This is a genomic window from Microbulbifer mangrovi (assembly GCF_002009015.1).
Taxonomy (GTDB): domain Bacteria; phylum Pseudomonadota; class Gammaproteobacteria; order Pseudomonadales; family Cellvibrionaceae; genus Microbulbifer; species Microbulbifer mangrovi.
In genome coordinates, this window is the sequence record NZ_LZDE01000253.1 from 1 (window position 1) to 16290 (window position 16290).

At 58.0% G+C, this 16290-nt stretch carries 14 protein-coding genes; 3 read left to right on the top strand and 11 right to left on the bottom strand.

From position 1 onward, the window contains the following. Nucleotides 1–75: 75 nt before the first annotated feature. The 7 genes from ribBA to B4U49_RS04525 form a co-directional block, all read right to left on the bottom strand. The gene (gene ribBA / locus B4U49_RS04490) at nt 76–1191 is read right to left on the bottom strand and encodes a bifunctional 3,4-dihydroxy-2-butanone-4-phosphate synthase/GTP cyclohydrolase II (RefSeq protein WP_078083384.1); all 1116 of its coding nucleotides are present in this window, start codon (nt 1189–1191) and stop codon (nt 76–78) included. Between the two features lie 109 nt (nt 1192–1300). Beyond that, nucleotides 1301–1963, bottom strand: a complete 663-nt coding sequence (locus B4U49_RS04495) for a riboflavin synthase (RefSeq protein WP_078083385.1) — start codon at nt 1961–1963, stop codon at nt 1301–1303. A 10-nt stretch (nt 1964–1973) separates the two neighbouring features. Beyond that, nucleotides 1974–3107, bottom strand: a complete 1134-nt coding sequence (ribD, locus tag B4U49_RS04500) for a bifunctional diaminohydroxyphosphoribosylaminopyrimidine deaminase/5-amino-6-(5-phosphoribosylamino)uracil reductase RibD (RefSeq protein ID WP_078083386.1) — start codon at nt 3105–3107, stop codon at nt 1974–1976. Then, nucleotides 3104–3592 (bottom strand): transcriptional regulator NrdR, encoded by a 489-nt coding sequence (nrdR, locus tag B4U49_RS04505; RefSeq protein WP_078083387.1) that lies wholly within the window; start codon nt 3590–3592, stop codon nt 3104–3106. The genes ribD and nrdR overlap by 4 nt, the downstream gene beginning before the upstream one ends. Nucleotides 3593–3680: 88 nt before the next feature. Then, nucleotides 3681–4778: an extracellular solute-binding protein gene (locus tag B4U49_RS04510; RefSeq protein ID WP_078083388.1), complete on the bottom strand. Its 1098-nt coding sequence runs from the start codon at nt 4776–4778 to the stop codon at nt 3681–3683. A gap of 404 nt (nt 4779–5182) precedes the next feature. Continuing rightward, nucleotides 5183–6448, bottom strand: a complete 1266-nt coding sequence (gene glyA, locus B4U49_RS04515) for a serine hydroxymethyltransferase (protein ID WP_078083389.1) — start codon at nt 6446–6448, stop codon at nt 5183–5185. Nucleotides 6449–6732: 284 nt separating this feature from the next. Further along, entirely contained in the window at nt 6733–7230 is a 498-nt protein-coding gene (locus B4U49_RS04525) for a porin family protein (protein WP_078083391.1), read from the bottom strand. Between the two features lie 250 nt (nt 7231–7480). Between B4U49_RS04525 and B4U49_RS04530 the strand changes: the two genes are divergently transcribed. Both B4U49_RS04530 and B4U49_RS04535 read left to right on the top strand, forming a co-directional pair. Then, nucleotides 7481–7873 carry a hypothetical protein gene (locus B4U49_RS04530; protein WP_078083392.1) on the top strand — a complete coding sequence of 131 codons (393 nt, stop codon included), beginning with the start codon at nt 7481–7483 and terminating at the stop codon, nt 7871–7873. A gap of 254 nt (nt 7874–8127) precedes the next feature. Then, nucleotides 8128–8694: a hemerythrin domain-containing protein gene (locus tag B4U49_RS04535; protein WP_078083393.1), complete on the top strand. Its 567-nt coding sequence runs from the start codon at nt 8128–8130 to the stop codon at nt 8692–8694. Between the two features lie 41 nt (nt 8695–8735). Here the strand turns inward: B4U49_RS04535 and fnr are convergent, their stop codons facing one another. The 3 genes from fnr to mmsB all read right to left on the bottom strand — a co-directional run bounded on the left by fnr (nt 8736) and on the right by mmsB (nt 12067). Then, nucleotides 8736–9512 (bottom strand): fumarate/nitrate reduction transcriptional regulator Fnr, encoded by a 777-nt coding sequence (gene fnr, locus B4U49_RS04540; protein WP_338036820.1) that lies wholly within the window; start codon nt 9510–9512, stop codon nt 8736–8738. 57 nt (nt 9513–9569) lie between these two features. After that, nucleotides 9570–11042: an oxygen-independent coproporphyrinogen III oxidase gene (gene hemN / locus B4U49_RS04545; RefSeq protein WP_078083394.1), complete on the bottom strand. Its 1473-nt coding sequence runs from the start codon at nt 11040–11042 to the stop codon at nt 9570–9572. Nucleotides 11043–11167: 125 nt separating this feature from the next. Then, the gene (gene mmsB / locus B4U49_RS04550) at nt 11168–12067 is read right to left on the bottom strand and encodes a 3-hydroxyisobutyrate dehydrogenase (protein ID WP_078083395.1); all 900 of its coding nucleotides are present in this window, start codon (nt 12065–12067) and stop codon (nt 11168–11170) included. A gap of 318 nt (nt 12068–12385) precedes the next feature. On the opposite strand from mmsB, the gene B4U49_RS04555 reads away from it, so the two are divergent. Further along, nucleotides 12386–14932, top strand: coding sequence for an alpha-amylase family glycosyl hydrolase (locus tag B4U49_RS04555; protein WP_078083396.1), 2547 nt, complete (start codon nt 12386–12388; stop codon nt 14930–14932). Nucleotides 14933–15012: 80 nt separating this feature from the next. Here the strand turns inward: B4U49_RS04555 and B4U49_RS04560 are convergent, their stop codons facing one another. Next, a complete protein-coding gene (locus tag B4U49_RS04560; RefSeq protein WP_078083397.1) occupies nt 15013–16119 on the bottom strand; it encodes an enoyl-CoA hydratase/isomerase family protein in 1107 nt (368 codons plus the stop codon). Nucleotides 16120–16290: the final 171 nt, after the last annotated feature.

A 16290-nucleotide genomic window follows, 5' to 3' on the forward strand; every position in this document is an offset into this window, starting at 1 on the left:
TGTCGCCGACGCTTCTGAAAACAAATACCCAGCACCCCGCCTTCGATTTTTACTCCGCAGTAATAGCGAAGCCCGCTATATCTCTTCTGCGTTCAGATACTCTTCCACTTCCAGATCGAAACCGGAGATGGCACTGAATCGGAAGGGCGCACTCATCAGACGCATCTTGCGTACTTTCAGGTCACGCAGAATCTGCGAGCCGGTGCCTACCTGCTTGTACACCAGGTCCTGGCTGGGGCGCTGCTGCTTGCCGCTGATCAGCCAGTCGATGCTCTCTTCAATTTCATCGGTGGTTTCGTTGTGACAGATCACAACCACCACACCCTTGCCCTCTTCGGCGACTTTTTTCAGTGCGCTGCGGAAGGTCCAGGGCTCATATTTCTCATCGCCGCGGCGCAGGGAAAATACGTCGCGCAGGGTGCTGGCAACGTGCACCCGCACCAGGGTCGGCTCTTCTGGCTGGAACTCGCCGAGGCTGAAGGCAAAGTGACGCTCGCGACGGGCTTTGTCGAGATAAGTACGCAGTTTGAATTCACCGAATTCGGTATGCACATTACGATCATTAACGCACTCGACGGTTTTCTCGTTGAGCGCGCGGTAGTTGATCAGGTCAGCGATGGTGCCGATCTTGAGGTTGTGCTGTTGCGCGAACTTTTCCAGGTCCGGGCGGCGGGCCATGGTGCCGTCTTCGTTCATGATTTCGACAATCGCAGCGGCGGGCTCGAAGCCTGCGAGACGCGCAAGATCACAGCCGGCTTCGGTGTGGCCTGCGCGACTCAGTACGCCGCCAGGCTGGGCCTTGATCGGGAAGATGTGGCCGGGCTGGACGATATCTGAAGGCTTGGCGTTGCGGGCGACGGCCGCGCGAATCGTGCGCGCGCGGTCTGCGGCGGAAATACCGGTGGTTACGCCTTCTGCGGCTTCGATGGAGACGGTGAAGTTGGTGCTGAACTGGGCGCCATTGTCGCGGGACATAAGCGGCAGGTCGAGCTGTTCGCAGCGGTCGCCGGTCAGTGTCAGGCAGATCAGGCCGCGGGCGTGGGTCGCCATGAAGTTGATATCTTCCGGCCGGACCTGCTCGGCTGCGATCACGAGGTCACCCTCGTTCTCACGATCCTCGTCGTCCATCAGGATTACCATTTTGCCCTGACGGATGTCGTCGATCAGTTCTTCAACGCTATTCAGTTCCATAAAACCTCTAGTTCTCTTGATTCACCACTAAGGCAAATCTCATATGTCTCATACCGCGCATTATTGAAATGCGAAGGTCCTGACGCAGGGCAGGACCGCCACCGGAATATCAGGCCTTATAAAACCCGTGCTGCGCCAGAAACTCCATGGTCAAGCCTTCGCTGCTCGGCTTGGCGGCGGCATCTCCCAAGAGTAGCCGCTCCAGATAGCGCGCAATCAGGTCTACTTCCAGATTTACCCTGGTGCCCGCCTGGTAACCACCAATCACGGTTTCGGCAATCGTATGCGGCACGATGGTGAGCTCAAACTCGGCACCGTCCACCGCGTTTACCGTGAGGCTGGTGCCATCCACGGTAATCGAGCCCTTGTGGGCAATGTACTTCGCCAGCTCGTCCGGGGCGCGCAGGCGGAACTGCTCCGCACGGGCAGTGGTTTTACGCCAAACGACTTCGCCGACGCCATCCACATGGCCACTCACCATATGGCCGCCAAGACGGGTCTGCGGGGTAAGCGCCTTTTCCAGGTTCACCCTGTCGCCGAGTTTCCAGTTGCCGACACTGGCCACCGCCAGAGTCTCCGCGGAAACGTCCGCCCAGTAACCGTCCCCCGGCAGATCCACTACCGTCAGACACACACCGTTGGTAGCAATACTGTCGCCCAGTTTTACGTCGGACAGATCCAGCTTGCCGGATTTCACCCGTACACGCAGGTCGCCGCCGCTGGGTTGCAGGGCAGTGATTTCACCAACAGCTTCAATAATTCCGGTAAACATCTGGATACCTTTAACGCTCGATATCTGTCGTTGCGGTAATGCGCCAGTCGTGGCCGACTGCGCGCATATCGGTAATGGTGATCGGCAGCACGGAGCCCATCCGCGCGATCGGCAGCTCGAACAGCGGCCGCGCGCTGGAGCCGAGAATCTTGGGGGCCAGGTAGACGATGATTTCATCCACATGGCCCTGGTACATGAATTCGCCAGAAAGGGTCGCGCCACTCTCCACCAGCACCTCATTGCACTCGCGGCGGGCAAGCTCTTTCAGCAGCTCACCCAGATGCACGCGGCCGTTCTTGTCCGCGGGCAGTGCCAGCACCTCGGCGCCGGTCTTCTCCAGACGCGCGCGGCGCTCATCATCGGCCGCGTCAGTGGTGACCACCAATGTGGGGGCGCCACCCTGCAAAATAAAGGCTTTGGCGGGGGTGCGCAGCTTACTGTCGACAATCACCCGCAGCGGCTGCTTTTCTGCCGCCGCAGCGGCCTCGGCATCCGGCAGGGCCATTTCTTCCGGGCGCACGTTCATATTCGGATTGTCGTGGCGCACGGTATCCACACCGGTGATGACCGCACAGCTTCGCGCACGCAGATTCTGGACATCGGCGCGGGCGGCGGGACCGGTGACCCACTTCGACTCGCCACTGTCCATGGCCGTGCGACCGTCGATGCTCATCGCCGATTTGCTTCGCACCAGCGGCAAACCAAGGGTCATGCGCTTGATAAACCCGGGATTCAGCGCCCGGCAGGATTCTTCCAGCAACGGGCCTTCCACTTCAATACCCGCATCGCGCAGTTTCTGTAACCCATTCCCGCTAACACTGGGGTTGGGGTCTTGCATACCGAAGACGACTTTGGCGACACCGGCGGCAATCAGCGCGTCGGCGCAGGGCCCGGTCTTTCCTGTGTGACTGCAGGGTTCCAGGGTTACATAAGCAATGTTGCCCCGGGCTTTCTCTCCGGCATCTTTCAATGCCTCTACTTCGGCGTGGCCCTCACCGGCGCGCCGGTGCCAGCCCTGGCCGAGAATATTGCCCGCGCTGTCAGCGATCACACAGCCGACACGGGGGTTGGGCATAGTGGTGTAAATACCGCGCTCAGCAAGCTGGATAGCGCGCGCCATCAGTTCCCTGGGAGAAAAGCTCATCCTTCCTCCTTTTGAGACGCGTCCTTGCCCGTCCCGCGGGTATTGAGACGCTCGATCTCCTCGCTGAAGTCGCTAACGTCTTCGAAACGGCGGTATACGGAAGCGAAACGCACAAATGCAACCTGATCCAACTCCCGCAGCTGCTCCATGACCAGCTCGCCAATATGCATTGCCGGGAGCTCGCGCTCACCGGTGGCTTGCAGGGCATGCTTGATCTGGGCAACGGCGGCTTCTACCCGCTCAGTGCTCACCGGGCGCTTTTCGACCGCGCGCTGGATACCCGCGCGGAGCTTGTCTTCATTGAAGGGTTCGCGCTGGCCGTTTTGCTTGACGACACGGGGCAGGACCAGCTCGGCGGTCTCGAAGGTGGTGAAGCGCTCGTGACACTGCAGGCACTCGCGACGGCGGCGCACCTGGTCGCCATCGGCCACCAGGCGGGAGTCTACGACTTTGGTTTCATCTGCGCTGCAGAAAGGACAGTGCATGGGGAGTTGGCCCTATCGGAAAATGCGCGGAGTTTACCACACGACAACCATTTAGGCCTGAACTGCCCCCAGGCAAGATGTAGCGGCCTTAGATGTCTTCGCGCTCGATAATCCGCTGCCATAGCTTGTGGCGCAACTCGAGGATACGGGGCTTGGTGGCCGCGGGGATCCAGGTGCGCTCGAGCAGCTCCGGGCTGGGGTATACGATGGGATTGTCACGCAGCGCGGGGTCGACCAGATCCTGAGCGTCCATATTCGCATTGGCGTACTGGGTCTCATTGCTGATATTGGCAATGACATCCGGGCGCATCAGGTAGTTGAGAAACTCATAGGCGGCATCGACATTGGGGGCGTTAGTGGGCATGGACACCACATCGATCCACAGGGGGAAGCCTTCTTTCGGCATCACATAGCGGATATCGAAGGGTTTACCGGCCTCCTCCGCCATCTGCTGTGCCACCAGCACATCGCCGCTCCAGGCGTGGGCGATACAGCGCTTGCCGCTGGCCAGATCTTCCACATATTCACCGGAGTCGAAATCGGTGACGTGCAGGCGCACCTTGGACAGCAAGTTCGCGACCATAAACTGGTGCGCCATGCTCATGGAGTTCGGATCTTTGCCCAGGTACTTGAGCGCCACATCGAAAATTTCTTCCGGAGAGCGCATCAGGGTTGCATTGCAGTGATCCAGTTTGCCGAGGTTCTCGGGCTTGAACAGCAGATCCCAGCTGTCTTCAGGTAGCTCACCGCCAAAGGCTTTGCGCACCGCCTGCACGTTGTAGCCGATACCGACGGTGCCCCACAGATACGGGAAGGCGTATTCATTGGCCGGATCGAACAGGGCCAGGCGCTGCATGAATTTGGGGTCGTTTTGAGACCAGTTGACGATTCGGCTGCGATCGAGTTTTTGCAACTGCCCCGCGGCAATGTACTTGGGAATGTTGTCAGACCCGGGCACGATGACGTCAAACTGACGCCCCTCTTTCAGCCAGACCTGCTCCAGCTCTTCGATATCGTCGAATTCGAAGTAGTGCACCTTGATGCCGCTGGCGGCTTCAAAGTTGGCGATGGTGTCCTCGGCAATGGATTCAGACCAGTTGGCAAAGTGGAGTTCTCTCGCCTGGGCTTGAACGCCGAACCCGATGGCAGTGGTCAGAATGACCAGTAGTTTGAATAGTGGGCGCATGCTCTACTCTCGCTCCGCAGCTGTGCTGCACGGTTGTCCAGCGCTGACCGCCGTGCATTCCAGCCACTGGCAGCAAGCATCGAATCCTGAAACCGCTTGGACCCGAAAGTACCGGTCGCTTGCGCGAACCTCTGTTGAGCAACGCATCCTTCGTGCTACAGATACCGGGTGCAAATTCCGAGCCGGCTCCGGTGAGCCCCCGGATTAGTACCGAATGAAACAATAACTGAATTTCAATTCGGTTTTCGAGGGCGCGTATTAAAACAGAAACCGGCGGTCATTTCACAGACCGGAGGACGATTTCCCGCATTTGCCCACCCAGAAAACAAAAACGGCCCCATAGGGGCCGTTTTCGAAGAACCCGGTGAAGACCGGGCTCACGGTGCTTTCTGTGGACTGCGCTATCAGTCTTTGTAAACCGGGAACTTGGCGCAGATTTCCAGCACTTTGGCTTTCACTTCGGCGATGGTCGCATCTGCGTTGCCTTTCTCCAGCGCGTCCAGCACGTCGCAGATCCAGTTGGTGAGCTGCTTGGTCTCTGCCACACCGAAACCGCGGGTGGTGATGGCCGGGGTGCCAACACGCAAGCCACTGGTGATGAACGGGGAACGCGGATCGTTGGGGACGGCGTTCTTGTTCACTGTGATGTTGGCGTTGCCGAGGGCTTCGTCCGCATCCTTACCGGTGTATTCCTTGCCGATCAGATCCACCAGCATCAGATGGTCGTCGGTACCGCCGGAGACGATGTTGATACCGCGGTCGAGGAAGGTCTCCGCCATGGCGCGGGCGTTCTCTACCACTTTCTGCTGATATGCCTTGTATTCAGGGGTCATGGCTTCCTTGAAGGAAACCGCTTTGGCCGCGATTACGTGCATCAGCGGGCCACCCTGACCGCCCGGGAATACCGCGCTGTTCAGCTTCTTCTCAATTTCTTCATTGGCCTTGGCAATGATAATGCCGCCGCGGGGGCCGCGCAGGGTCTTGTGGGTAGTGGAGGTCACTACGTCTGCGTGGGGCACCGGGGACGGGTATACGCCCGCGGCGACCAGACCGGCAACGTGGGCCATGTCGACCATCAGGTAAGCGCCGACTTTGTCAGCGATGGTGCGGAAACGGGCCCAGTCCATGATGCGGCTGTAAGCGGAGAAGCCGGCCACGATCATCTTCGGCTTGTGCTCCAGAGCCAGGCGCTCCACTTCCTCGTAGTCCACTTCGCCGGTTTCCGGGTTCAGACCGTACTGCACCGCGTTGTAGATCTTGCCGGAGAAGTTGACCTTGGCACCGTGGGTCAGGTGACCACCGTGGGCCAGGCTCATGCCCAGAACGGTATCGCCGGGCGCACACAGGGCCTGGTATACGGCGGCATTGGCCTGGGAGCCAGAGTGCGGCTGGACGTTGGCGTAATCGGCGCCGAACAGCTCCTTGGCGCGCTCAATAGCCAGGGCTTCTACCTTGTCGACGTACTCACAGCCACCGTAGTAGCGCTTGCCGGGGTAACCTTCCGCGTACTTGTTGGTCAGGCTGGTGCCCTGGGCTTCCATCACCTGCGGGCTAGTGTAGTTTTCCGAGGCGATCAGCTCGATGTGTTCTTCCTGGCGGCGGTCTTCGTCCTGAATGGCGGACCACACATCCGGGTCGTATGAAGCAAGAGTGACGGATTTATCAAACATGGTGTTCCCTCGGATGATAAGGCGCGAATCGCGCAAGCATAATCTCGACAAGGGCAAATCCCGACCCAAATGTGACCGGCCCGCCCCAGAAAGCGGCGCATTGTACACCAAGGAACTGGCCGCGGCGCAAAGGGTGCACATGAAACAAATTCAATTCTGCGCCCCGCTCAATTCAAGTTGGCCGATGCAGCGTCGATCCGGGGCGGCACACGATTTCGCCACCCCGAAAACGCAAAACGCGACCTTGAGGGTCGCGTTTTGGTGAGATGAAGCTGGGTATCACCTCAGAAACGGAATACCAGGGTGCCGGACCAGAAATCCACATCCTCTTCCACCAGCGTGTATTCGGCTTCCAGGTTAACGGTCTCGGAGAGATTGAAGCCCAGGCCCAGACCTGCAGACAGGCCGGAATCACTTTCTTTCTCGCCTCCGAAATCGATACTTTCGTTCAGCACACCCAGGCGGCCCTTGAAGTAGAGGTCGCCCTGGCTGCGGTAGGTCGCGTAGGCGCCAAAGGTGGAAATGGAGTAATCCCAGCGGAAGTCACCCCAACCGCTGTTAAAACGCGCTTCACCATCTACCAGGGAAGTGGTGTATTCACCTTCCAGGCCGAATCCGGAGTTCCAGGTGTAACCGGCGCGGATGCCGGCATTGAACGGGCTATCACCGTTGATAGAGGTTTTCATCAGGCCCGCCACGGTACCGAAATAACCACCTTCGCTAGCCTGTGCAGAAATTGAACAACCCAGTACAAGCGCCGTGGCCAAAACTTTTTTCATCATCTTATGTATGCCCCAAATGCATCGTGTTTATTTTGCGGGCGGCATTCTAATGAATTAAATTTGGCGCCAACAGCCCCCTCCCATTACACGCTATTACAGCGGGATATTTGATCCAGCTGAACGCCGCAGCCGTAGACAGATAAATAGCCGTCAGGTTGGATCGCACTGCAACGTAAATGACATGCAGTTGCAATGGAGGTTTGATAGTTTGGTAAAAAAACGTAAAAGAGTAATAAATATGAAGTCTCGAATGAGTTTATTGCTGCCGCTGGCCCTGCTCTCTGCCTGTGCCGCCAACCCGGTGCAACAGTCGGTTACCGCCACAGGGACCCTGATACAGGAGAACGGCAAGTTTTACCTGTTGGGGGAACAGGACCGCTACCATATGAACCGCATGCCGCAACTCAACTACAGCACTTACCTGGGGCAGGAATTGCTGGTAGAGGGAGAAATCCCCCGCTACTGCCATCAGGCCTGGCAGGATTCTGTGGTCAATGTGCAAGGCGGCGCAGAGATGGTCGACCTGAACAAGGTAGACTGGTCCGATTGTCTGGCACCGGACAAGGTCAGCCTGGTCACCGGCGATGGCCTCCAGCTGGTATACGACTGGCAGGAAATTGAACTGCGCGACTATCACTTCTGATATACCCGCATTTCTGAAACAGCTGCCATTGCTGATATTTCGAAACAGCACTTCCCTGGCGGGCAGCCCTGCCCGCCCTCGACTCCATCCCCCCACCTGACACCTGTATCCCCTGTATCCTGCCCGTATATTTTTTGTGCAACCGGCGTCTGTCGCAACACGATCTTGCTGCCGCTTGACCCAGATCAAGGGCTATTGCCGACGGCAGACAACAATGGATTATCGATTGCCATTACCCGTCAAGGAGGCGCGAAATGAACGGTATCTATCAACAGCTGTGTGACGACCACAAGCACATGCAAAAGCTGCTGGATGTGTTTGAAGCCTTGCTCAACGAGCTGGGACAGCAGGATCGGGATCCCGCAACCCTGAGCATGATTCTCGATGCGCTGGATTACTTCTCTGTCTACCCCGACCAGTGGCACCACCCGGTGGAAGACCTGGTATTCGAGCAACTGCTCGGCAAGCCGGTGGATATCCGCGATGTGGTCGAGAAAGTGACCGGGGAACACAAAGCTATTGCGGAAGCCACCCGCAGTATGAACCGGCTATTTTACGCGGTCGCCAACGACGCGGCGGTAGAGCGGGAGCAGCTGTTCAGCACTGCACGGGAGTATGTCGCCCTGCAGCGCGAACATATGCGAAAAGAGAACGAGATATTACTGCCCCTGGTGGACCAGTACCTGACGGAAACCGATTGGGAAGAGGTGACCGCGGCCCTCGCAGACAGACAGAGCTGCCATTTTCACCGCGGTGTCAGACGACTGTACGAAGCGATTTACCAGGATCTTGCAGAGAAAAAAGTCGCTACCGCCTGCTAATCAGAGGCCCGCTCGCGTCGGGCCTCACTACCAGTTTCTTCTTATCCGTTTTCGTAGCTACAGTGGGTGCCGGCCAGTTCGCTGAGGGCGATCAGGTCGAGGATGGTGATCGACCTGCCCTGCACCCGGATCAGGCCCTGTTTCTGAAAGCGCGATATCAGCCGGCTGACGGTTTCCGCCGTCAGGCCCAGATAGTTGGCGATATCGATCCGCTGCATGGAAAGCTTGAACTCGCTGGCGGAGTAGCCGCGGCGGGCATATCGGCTGGAGATATTGATCAGTAGCGCCGCCAGGCGCCCTTCTGCCGAGCGCTTGCCCAACAGCAACAGCACGTCACTGTCCTGTTTCAGTTCTTCCGAGAAGATGTTGTAAATCTGCTTCTGCAGCGCAGGCACCTGCTGCGCCAGGTTTTCCAGCTGGGTGAACGGCAAAACGCAGACGCTGCTGTCTTCCAGCGCCTCGGCATAGCCCGGGTGCGATCCGCCACTGTAGGCGTCCAGCCCCAGCAGCTCACCGGGCAGCGCGAAATGTGTGACCTGGGTATCGCCATCGGCACCGATCACCGCAGACTTGAAGCTGCCGGAGCGGATCGCGTACAGATTGGAAAAGGGGTCACCGGCCCTGAACAGGGTATCGCCGGCCTTCAGGATCTTCTTTTTGCGCGTCACCTGCTCCAGGCGCTCGATATCCTCGTCACCCAGGCCCACTGGCAAGCACAGTCTTCTGACCGAACAACTTCCGCAATTGACCGCGGGTGAAGCTTTCGCCGAAGCTTGTGACGAAGTTTTCGACGTGCTTTTCGACATTGACTCTTCCATTTTCCCAGTTCCGGGGGGCGCCCCCTGTATCACCGAAATTGTATCCCCATCGCCCCGCTAAAGCACCCGGGAGTACTGGGCTTGCGGGTCACTGCCATGCAGATACCGATCAAAAGCGGCTGCAATATTGCGCAAAAACCAGCGGCCTCGCTCCGTGACTTCCAGGTCATCAACATTGTCGCGCAACAGCCCATCCGCAATCAGCGGCTGTAGCCGCTCCAGCTCCGCTGCGAAATACTGCTCGAACGGGACGCCAGTGCGCAGCACTATGGCACGTTTGTCCAGCCTGAGATGGCACATCAATTCCATAATCATCCACTGGCGCAGGCGGTCGTCGTCATCCAGCTGCCAGCCGCGGCATATGGCCTGACCGCCTGTGGCGATCGCACTGGCATATTCTTTCTGGCCGTGGTGATTCTGCCAGTAACCGTCGCGACTGTAGCTGATGGCCGAGGCGCCGAGACCGACCAGGGCATCCGCCGGCATCAGCGTATACCCCTGGAAGTTGCGTGCCAGCTGTCCGCGCGCAGCGGCCGCGGCCATGGGGTCATCCGGACGCGAGAAATGGTCCACCCCAAGAAACAGGTAGCCCGCATCGGTCAGGCGACGGGCCGCAGCCAGTTGCATGGCGATCTTCGACTCGGGAGATGGAATCAGATCCGAGCTGATCAGCCGCTGCGCCTTGAACCGGTGCGGCAGGTGCGCGTAGTGATACAGCGCAATACGATCCGGCGCCAGGTCAATGACCGTGTCGATAGTCCGCTCCAGGCTTGCCACATCCTGCCCCGGCAGGCCATATATAAGGTCGTAGGAAATGGAGCGGAAACCGCGCTCGCGGGCCGCGTGAGTAAGTGCTCGCACCTGCTCGGGCGGACAGATCCTGTTGATGGCGCGTTGCACATCCGGGTTGAAGTCCTGGATCCCCATACTCAGGCGGTTGAACCCGAGCCCGCGCAGGGTATCCAGGGTTTCCACTTCCAGGACCCGCGGATCGGCTTCGATACTGTATTCCGCATCGTCTCCCGGCTGCAGGTTGAACACCTCCTGCAGGCCGTGCACGAGCCGGGTCAGGTCACTGTCATTCAGGTAGGTCGGTGTCCCGCCACCCAGGTGTAACTGCGTAACCGGCACGCCCGCCACCCGCTCCCGATACCAGCGCGCTTCTTCCAGCACGCGATCCAGATAGCTGGAAGCGAGTCCGTACTGGCGAGTGATCACCTTGTTGCAGGCACAGAAATAACACAGGGAGCGACAGAACGGGATGTGCACATAAAGCGACAGTGTCTCGACGTCTTTCAATGCATCCCAGGGCTTGCCCTCGCTATTGGCTGTAGAGCCCTCCCCCGCGATCATCGCCGCAAACCGGTCGGCCGTGGGGTAAGAGGTGTAACGCGGGCAGGGACCTGCGTAGCGCCCGAGTAGCGCTGTGGATAACTCTGGCGTCGTTAGCGGCGAGATTGCCGGGGAGAGACCGGCGGAAACCGAAGGGTCACTGGCGCGATCCGCGCCGGCAAAGCTGTTTTCGTCCATTGACGGGGTACCCTGTGATCCAGAATCTTCTTGCGGGGAATGTTGGATCGCGCAAAGGTACCCGGCCGGTAGTTGCCGGCCCTTGATACAGATCAATTACCGGCATACTTTCAATTACCCACAGGTCAGTTACCCACAGGGCGCCGGAACAAATTCTGGATGCTGGAGAAATCCAGTGCACTGTTGATCGGATCGCCGCCGTGAAGCTGGTACAGGTTTTTCGCCAGCGCCCCGAGCGGCGTCGAGGACGCGCTGCCGGCCGCGGTGTCCATGGCGAGCCCGAGATCCTTGAGCATCAGCGCTACGGAAAAGCCGCCTTCGTAATTGCGCGAAGCGGGCACATTTTCCATCACGCCGGGATAGGGATTGTATTTTTCCAGCGACCAGTTGCCGCCGGAACTGGCCCCCATGATTTGCGACAACACATTCGGGTCCAGACCGTTATCCACACCTAACTGCAGGGCCTCCGCGGTACCGATCATATGAATGGCGAGCAGCATGTTGTTGCAGATTTTCGCCACCTGGCCGCTGCCCGCCGGCCCCGCGTGGAAAATATTTGCGCCCATCGCCGCCAGCACCGGCCGCGCCCGCTCCACCGCTGCCGCTTCACCCCCACACATAAATGACAGGGTGCCCGCAGCCGCAGCCGCGGTGCCACCGGATACCGGCGCGTCGAGCGCATCGATACCGCGCTCACCGGCGGCGGCAATCACCTGCCTGGCATCATCGGCAGCAATGGTGGAGCAGTCGATCAGCAGGACTTCGGGCCCCATGGCCTGTAACAGACCATGCACCCCGAGATACAGGGAGCGCACGGCTTCGCCACTGGGCAACATGGACACCACCACATCCGCGCCCGCGATAGCGGCTTCGGCACTTGCAGCTTTGCGACAACCGGCGGCCACGGCTTTGTCTAACACCGCGCCAGAAAGATCAAAGGCCGTTACCGAAAAGCCTTTTTCCACCAGATTGGCCGCCATGGGGCCACCCATATTGCCGAGACCAATAAATGCAATATTTTCCATCGGATATCCATTCTTATCGTTATTCGTTGTGTCCCTGCTAAACGACCTGAACGGCCATTTGGGGAACAGGGACTCCCATCTTACTCAAATTTATACGCTAGCGACGAGCTCACCGAATGATCACCTGACACCGGGCAAAGACTGAGCCTGTGCGTGCTACCCCACTTTTCGCATCCCCATAGCTACGCCCCTGCGGGGGGAGGATGCGCATTATTCCGGGGCAGTCCTAATCTGGTTCTCGCGATAAAAAAATGCCGAACTCGTGCAGCAACCTGACATTCGGCCCATAACGCCAATAAATAATAATGGTAAATAGCGATGATAAAGCCTACTCACGGTGGCCGGCTCCGGCTACCCGCCGTTCCCTGCCTGTTACTTGCCGCTTTCTCTACCAGTGTCTCCGCAGAGTGGTATTTTCGCGGTACGCCCAACAACTGGTCGACCGAAGCAATGACCCAGGTTAGCCAGAACGCATTTCACACCTGCCAGTCGTTCGCCAACGGCGATAGCAGCGGCGGCCCCCGCTTCAAGGTGGATCGTCACGGCGACTGGAGCGAAAGCTATCCCACTGCAGATTACGCCGTCACCGGCAACCGCTCCTACGAAATCACCTTTCAAAGCGACAGCCTCAACATCGCTGTCAATGAAGTGGCGAGCTGCGATGAAGGCAGCGTCCATGGCGCCAATTTTTCCTCACTCTATTTTCGCGGAACACCCAACACATGGAACGCCTCTTCCATGAATCTGGTGGCCGACAATACCTGGCAACTGCAGATCCACTTTGACGGCCAGGCAAACCAGCGGTTCAAGCTCGATGTGTTCGGTGACTGGAGCCAGAATTACGGTGATAACAACAGCGACGGCATCCTGGATCAAACCGGTAGTGATATTTATACGGACGTGGTCGGCGATTACCTGCTAACGGTCAACGATGCGAACCTCAACTACACTCTGGAACCGGTTGAATGCACCGAAAACTGCAATCAAAGCCTGGATACCCTGGGTGCAGTGTACTCCTCAACGGAAACCACTTTCTCCCTGTGGTCTCCAGATCACAACGACGTACAACTGGTTCTCGATGGCCAGAATTATCCGATGGAAAAGATTCCCGACGCTGCGCTTGCCGCACAGGGGATGACAGACATCTATTCGGTTACCGTAAGCGGCGACTGGAAACTGAAGCCCTATTATTTTGTCGTCAATGGCGTAGTGGTCCGCGATCCTTACGGCAAGATGGTGGAACCCGATAGCGATAACAATATCGTCATGGATATGTCCGCTACAGAGTTACCCAACGGATGGTCCGCACGCCCTTTACTCAATGAGCGTGAGGACGCGGTAATCTACGAGGTGCACGTACGCGATTTCACTATTGCACCCGAGTCCGGTGTCAGCAGTGACAAGCGCGGAAAATTTCTCGGCATGGTCGAAAGCGGTAGCCGTTTCAATGGCGTGGCGACGGGTATCGACCACCTGAAGGAACTCGGTGTGACGCATGTGCAATTGCTACCCGTGTATGACTTCAATGCCTGCGCCGACCCTGCCGACACTGCCTGTTACAGCTGGGGTTACGACCCGCGCAATTTCAACGTACCGGAAGAACGCTACTCGCAGACACCCACGGACTACGAAAATCGCGTAAGCGAATTCAAGACCATGGTCGACGAGTTTCACAAAGCCGGTATTCGAGTCATTATGGATGTGGTCTACAACCACACTTATTCGAAATCTGTTTTCGAGCCAATATCCAGCAGCTACTACACCCCAACCGACCTGTCCGGCACTGGCAACAGTATTGATGCCAATGTCCCCATGGTCGGCCGCATGATCCGCGACTCCCTAGAATATTGGGTAGATGAATACAATATTGACGGTTTTCGTTTTGACCTGATCGGTATTTTTGACTATGACGAAGTGGCCGATTGGGCGGACAACCTGAATAGCAAATTTCCGGACCGCAACCTGTTGATCTACGGCGAACCCTGGAACGGCTTTGCGGCAGACTCGCGCCAGCCGGAGCGCGTGCGCTTGGGCACCATCGGCCGTATACACGAGTCTCACGCCGGGGTGTTCAACCCGAAATTTCGTGAAGCCATCAAAGGACAAAACGATAACGGCGGCTGCAACCCCGGCGACTGCTTCGCTCTCAATAACAATCCCGATACCTGGCGAATCGAAGTGGGCAGCCGCGGCGGTCTCCGCTACACAAAAGACAAGGATACGGCCATCGACACCTGGGACCCGATGTTTGCGATGGATCCGGAACAAAGCATCAACTACGTCTCGGCCCACGATAACCTGACCTTGCGGGACAAGATCCTGCAATGGGCAGACTTGAATGGCATCAGCAGGGATAGCGGCTACTTGCGAAGAATCCAGATGTTCGCCAACGGGATTGTTCTAACCAGCCAGGGTATTCCATTCCTGCACGGCGGTGTCGAACTCATGCGCGACAAGCAGGAGGATCACAACAGCTACGATTCGCCGGACGCAATCAACCAGTATTACTGGCAGTGGAAAATCGACAATGCTGATATCTACGCGTACTACAAAGATGTGATTGCACTACGCCGCGCGCACCCCGCTTTCCGGCTTACCAGCTGGGATGCAATCGACCAGCACATGACCAGCAACCGGCCACGCTACGGTATTGTAGTCCATCACATTGATGGCGCTGCGGTAGGTGACAGCTGGAGTGAAGTTATTGTGATCTACAACAGTGCGGACAATTACACCTACAGCTTGCCCGCGGGCGAGTGGAAAGTGGCACTGGAAAAATCAGACCCCGCTGCGGGTAACGGACGCAGCGTGAGTGGCTCCGTGGTGGCAGAGGGGACCGCGGTTACCGTGCTTTACCGCCATTAACGAACGAGTGTGACCCTTCGGGCGGTATTCTGTTAACAGATACCGCCCTTTTTTATGCTCCAGTTTCCGGAAGCTACCAACTACTGCAGGTCTGCTAGCGGACTTTGCGTCCAGGGAGACGCGAAACAGGCCACCACTTCCTCTCTTGAAATATCCTCCAGTACCGCGGGCTCCCACTGTGGATTCCGGTCTTTGTCGATCAGTAGTGCGCGAACGCCTTCCTTTACCTGACCGTTGCTGCACATATTAACCGCCAGCGCCAGCTCCATACGCAACACATCTGCCAGTGACATATGGCGCGCCCGGCGCAGTTGTTCCCACACCACCCACGCGGTCATCGGGCAACCTGCAGCCATGGTGGTGGATGCTCGCTGTAGCCATTTATCCTCACCGCTATATGCGGCAATCGCCCGATAAACCTCCGGCAGAGTCGCACCATCGGTCAGCTCCTGGATCACGTCGTAGTGCGTGCGCAGATTCGGCGCAGGCTGCTCAGACGCGGGCAACTCACGGGACTGGATGGCTTTGCTCACCAGCACCTGGTTTTCATCCGGGTTTGCGGTGAACTCGAGGGCCTGTAATGCGTCCAGCAGCGCATCTTTGTCGGTGGAGGGAAGCAGTCGATCTGCCATACCGCAGTAGAGAGCGTCGGTGCCATTAAACTGGGCACCCGTCAGCCCCAGGAACAGGCCGGTACGGCCGGGCATGCGGTTAAGGAACCAGCTACCACCGACATCCGGAAACAGGCCAATCGTGATTTCGGGCATGGCCAAACGGGTGGTTTCGGTGACGATACGATGGCTGGCACCACTCATGATGCCGATACCGCCACCCATGACGATGCCGCTGCCCCAGACGACGATGGGTTTGGGGTAGGTATGGATGCGATAGTCGAGGCTGTATTCGCGAGTAAAGAAATCCTGCACAAACTGGCTCGCGCCATGATCGCCATAGCTACCGGATTCCCGGTGCAGTGCCACCACGTCTCCGCCGGCACACAGGGCCTTCTCCCCTGCCCCTTCGATCCAGATACAGGCCACGCTGTTGTCTGTTTCCCATGTATCCAGCTGAGCGGCCATCCGGTCGATCATGTCCAGATTGAGGGCATTCAGGGCTTTGGGCAGATTGAGCGTCAATTTGCCGATGGGGCCCTGACGTTCGACGATAAGGGGTGATTCCTGGGTCATACTGGTTCCCGGTTGTCTTGTTCGGGGCAAAGTTAAACACAGAAGAGGCGGCGGTGGCATTACCCTTGGCTTCTGCACTACCTGATGCGTAGGTGGTAAGTACTATCGCCCCGGCGGTGGCGGCGGAGCATCGGGGAAGGGTTTTCAAAACCGAGCTAGGCGCCCCCCTGT

Excerpts from the sequence above, each read along its gene's own strand:
- ribD (WP_078083386.1), bottom strand. The coding sequence starts at position 3,107 with ATGAGCTTTTCTCCCAGGGAACTGATGGCGCGCGCTATCCAGCTTGCT.
- ribBA (WP_078083384.1), bottom strand. The coding sequence starts at position 1,191 with ATGGAACTGAATAGCGTTGAAGAACTGATCGACGACATCCGTCAGGGC.
- fnr (WP_338036820.1), bottom strand. The coding sequence starts at position 9,512 with ATGGAAGAGTCAATGTCGAAAAGCACGTCGAAAACTTCGTCACAAGCT.
- B4U49_RS04560 (WP_078083397.1), bottom strand. The coding sequence starts at position 16,119 with ATGACCCAGGAATCACCCCTTATCGTCGAACGTCAGGGCCCCATCGGC.
- B4U49_RS04555 (WP_078083396.1), top strand. The coding sequence starts at position 12,386 with ATGATAAAGCCTACTCACGGTGGCCGGCTCCGGCTACCCGCCGTTCCC.
- nrdR (WP_078083387.1), bottom strand. The coding sequence starts at position 3,592 with ATGCACTGTCCTTTCTGCAGCGCAGATGAAACCAAAGTCGTAGACTCC.
- mmsB (WP_078083395.1), bottom strand. The coding sequence starts at position 12,067 with ATGGAAAATATTGCATTTATTGGTCTCGGCAATATGGGTGGCCCCATG.
- B4U49_RS04510 (WP_078083388.1), bottom strand. The coding sequence starts at position 4,778 with ATGCGCCCACTATTCAAACTACTGGTCATTCTGACCACTGCCATCGGG.
- B4U49_RS04530 (WP_078083392.1), top strand. The coding sequence starts at position 7,481 with ATGAGTTTATTGCTGCCGCTGGCCCTGCTCTCTGCCTGTGCCGCCAAC.
- B4U49_RS04525 (WP_078083391.1), bottom strand. The coding sequence starts at position 7,230 with ATGATGAAAAAAGTTTTGGCCACGGCGCTTGTACTGGGTTGTTCAATT.
- glyA (WP_078083389.1), bottom strand. The coding sequence starts at position 6,448 with ATGTTTGATAAATCCGTCACTCTTGCTTCATACGACCCGGATGTGTGG.
- B4U49_RS04535 (WP_078083393.1), top strand. The coding sequence starts at position 8,128 with ATGAACGGTATCTATCAACAGCTGTGTGACGACCACAAGCACATGCAA.
- B4U49_RS04495 (WP_078083385.1), bottom strand. The coding sequence starts at position 1,963 with ATGTTTACCGGAATTATTGAAGCTGTTGGTGAAATCACTGCCCTGCAA.
- hemN (WP_078083394.1), bottom strand. The coding sequence starts at position 11,042 with ATGGACGAAAACAGCTTTGCCGGCGCGGATCGCGCCAGTGACCCTTCG.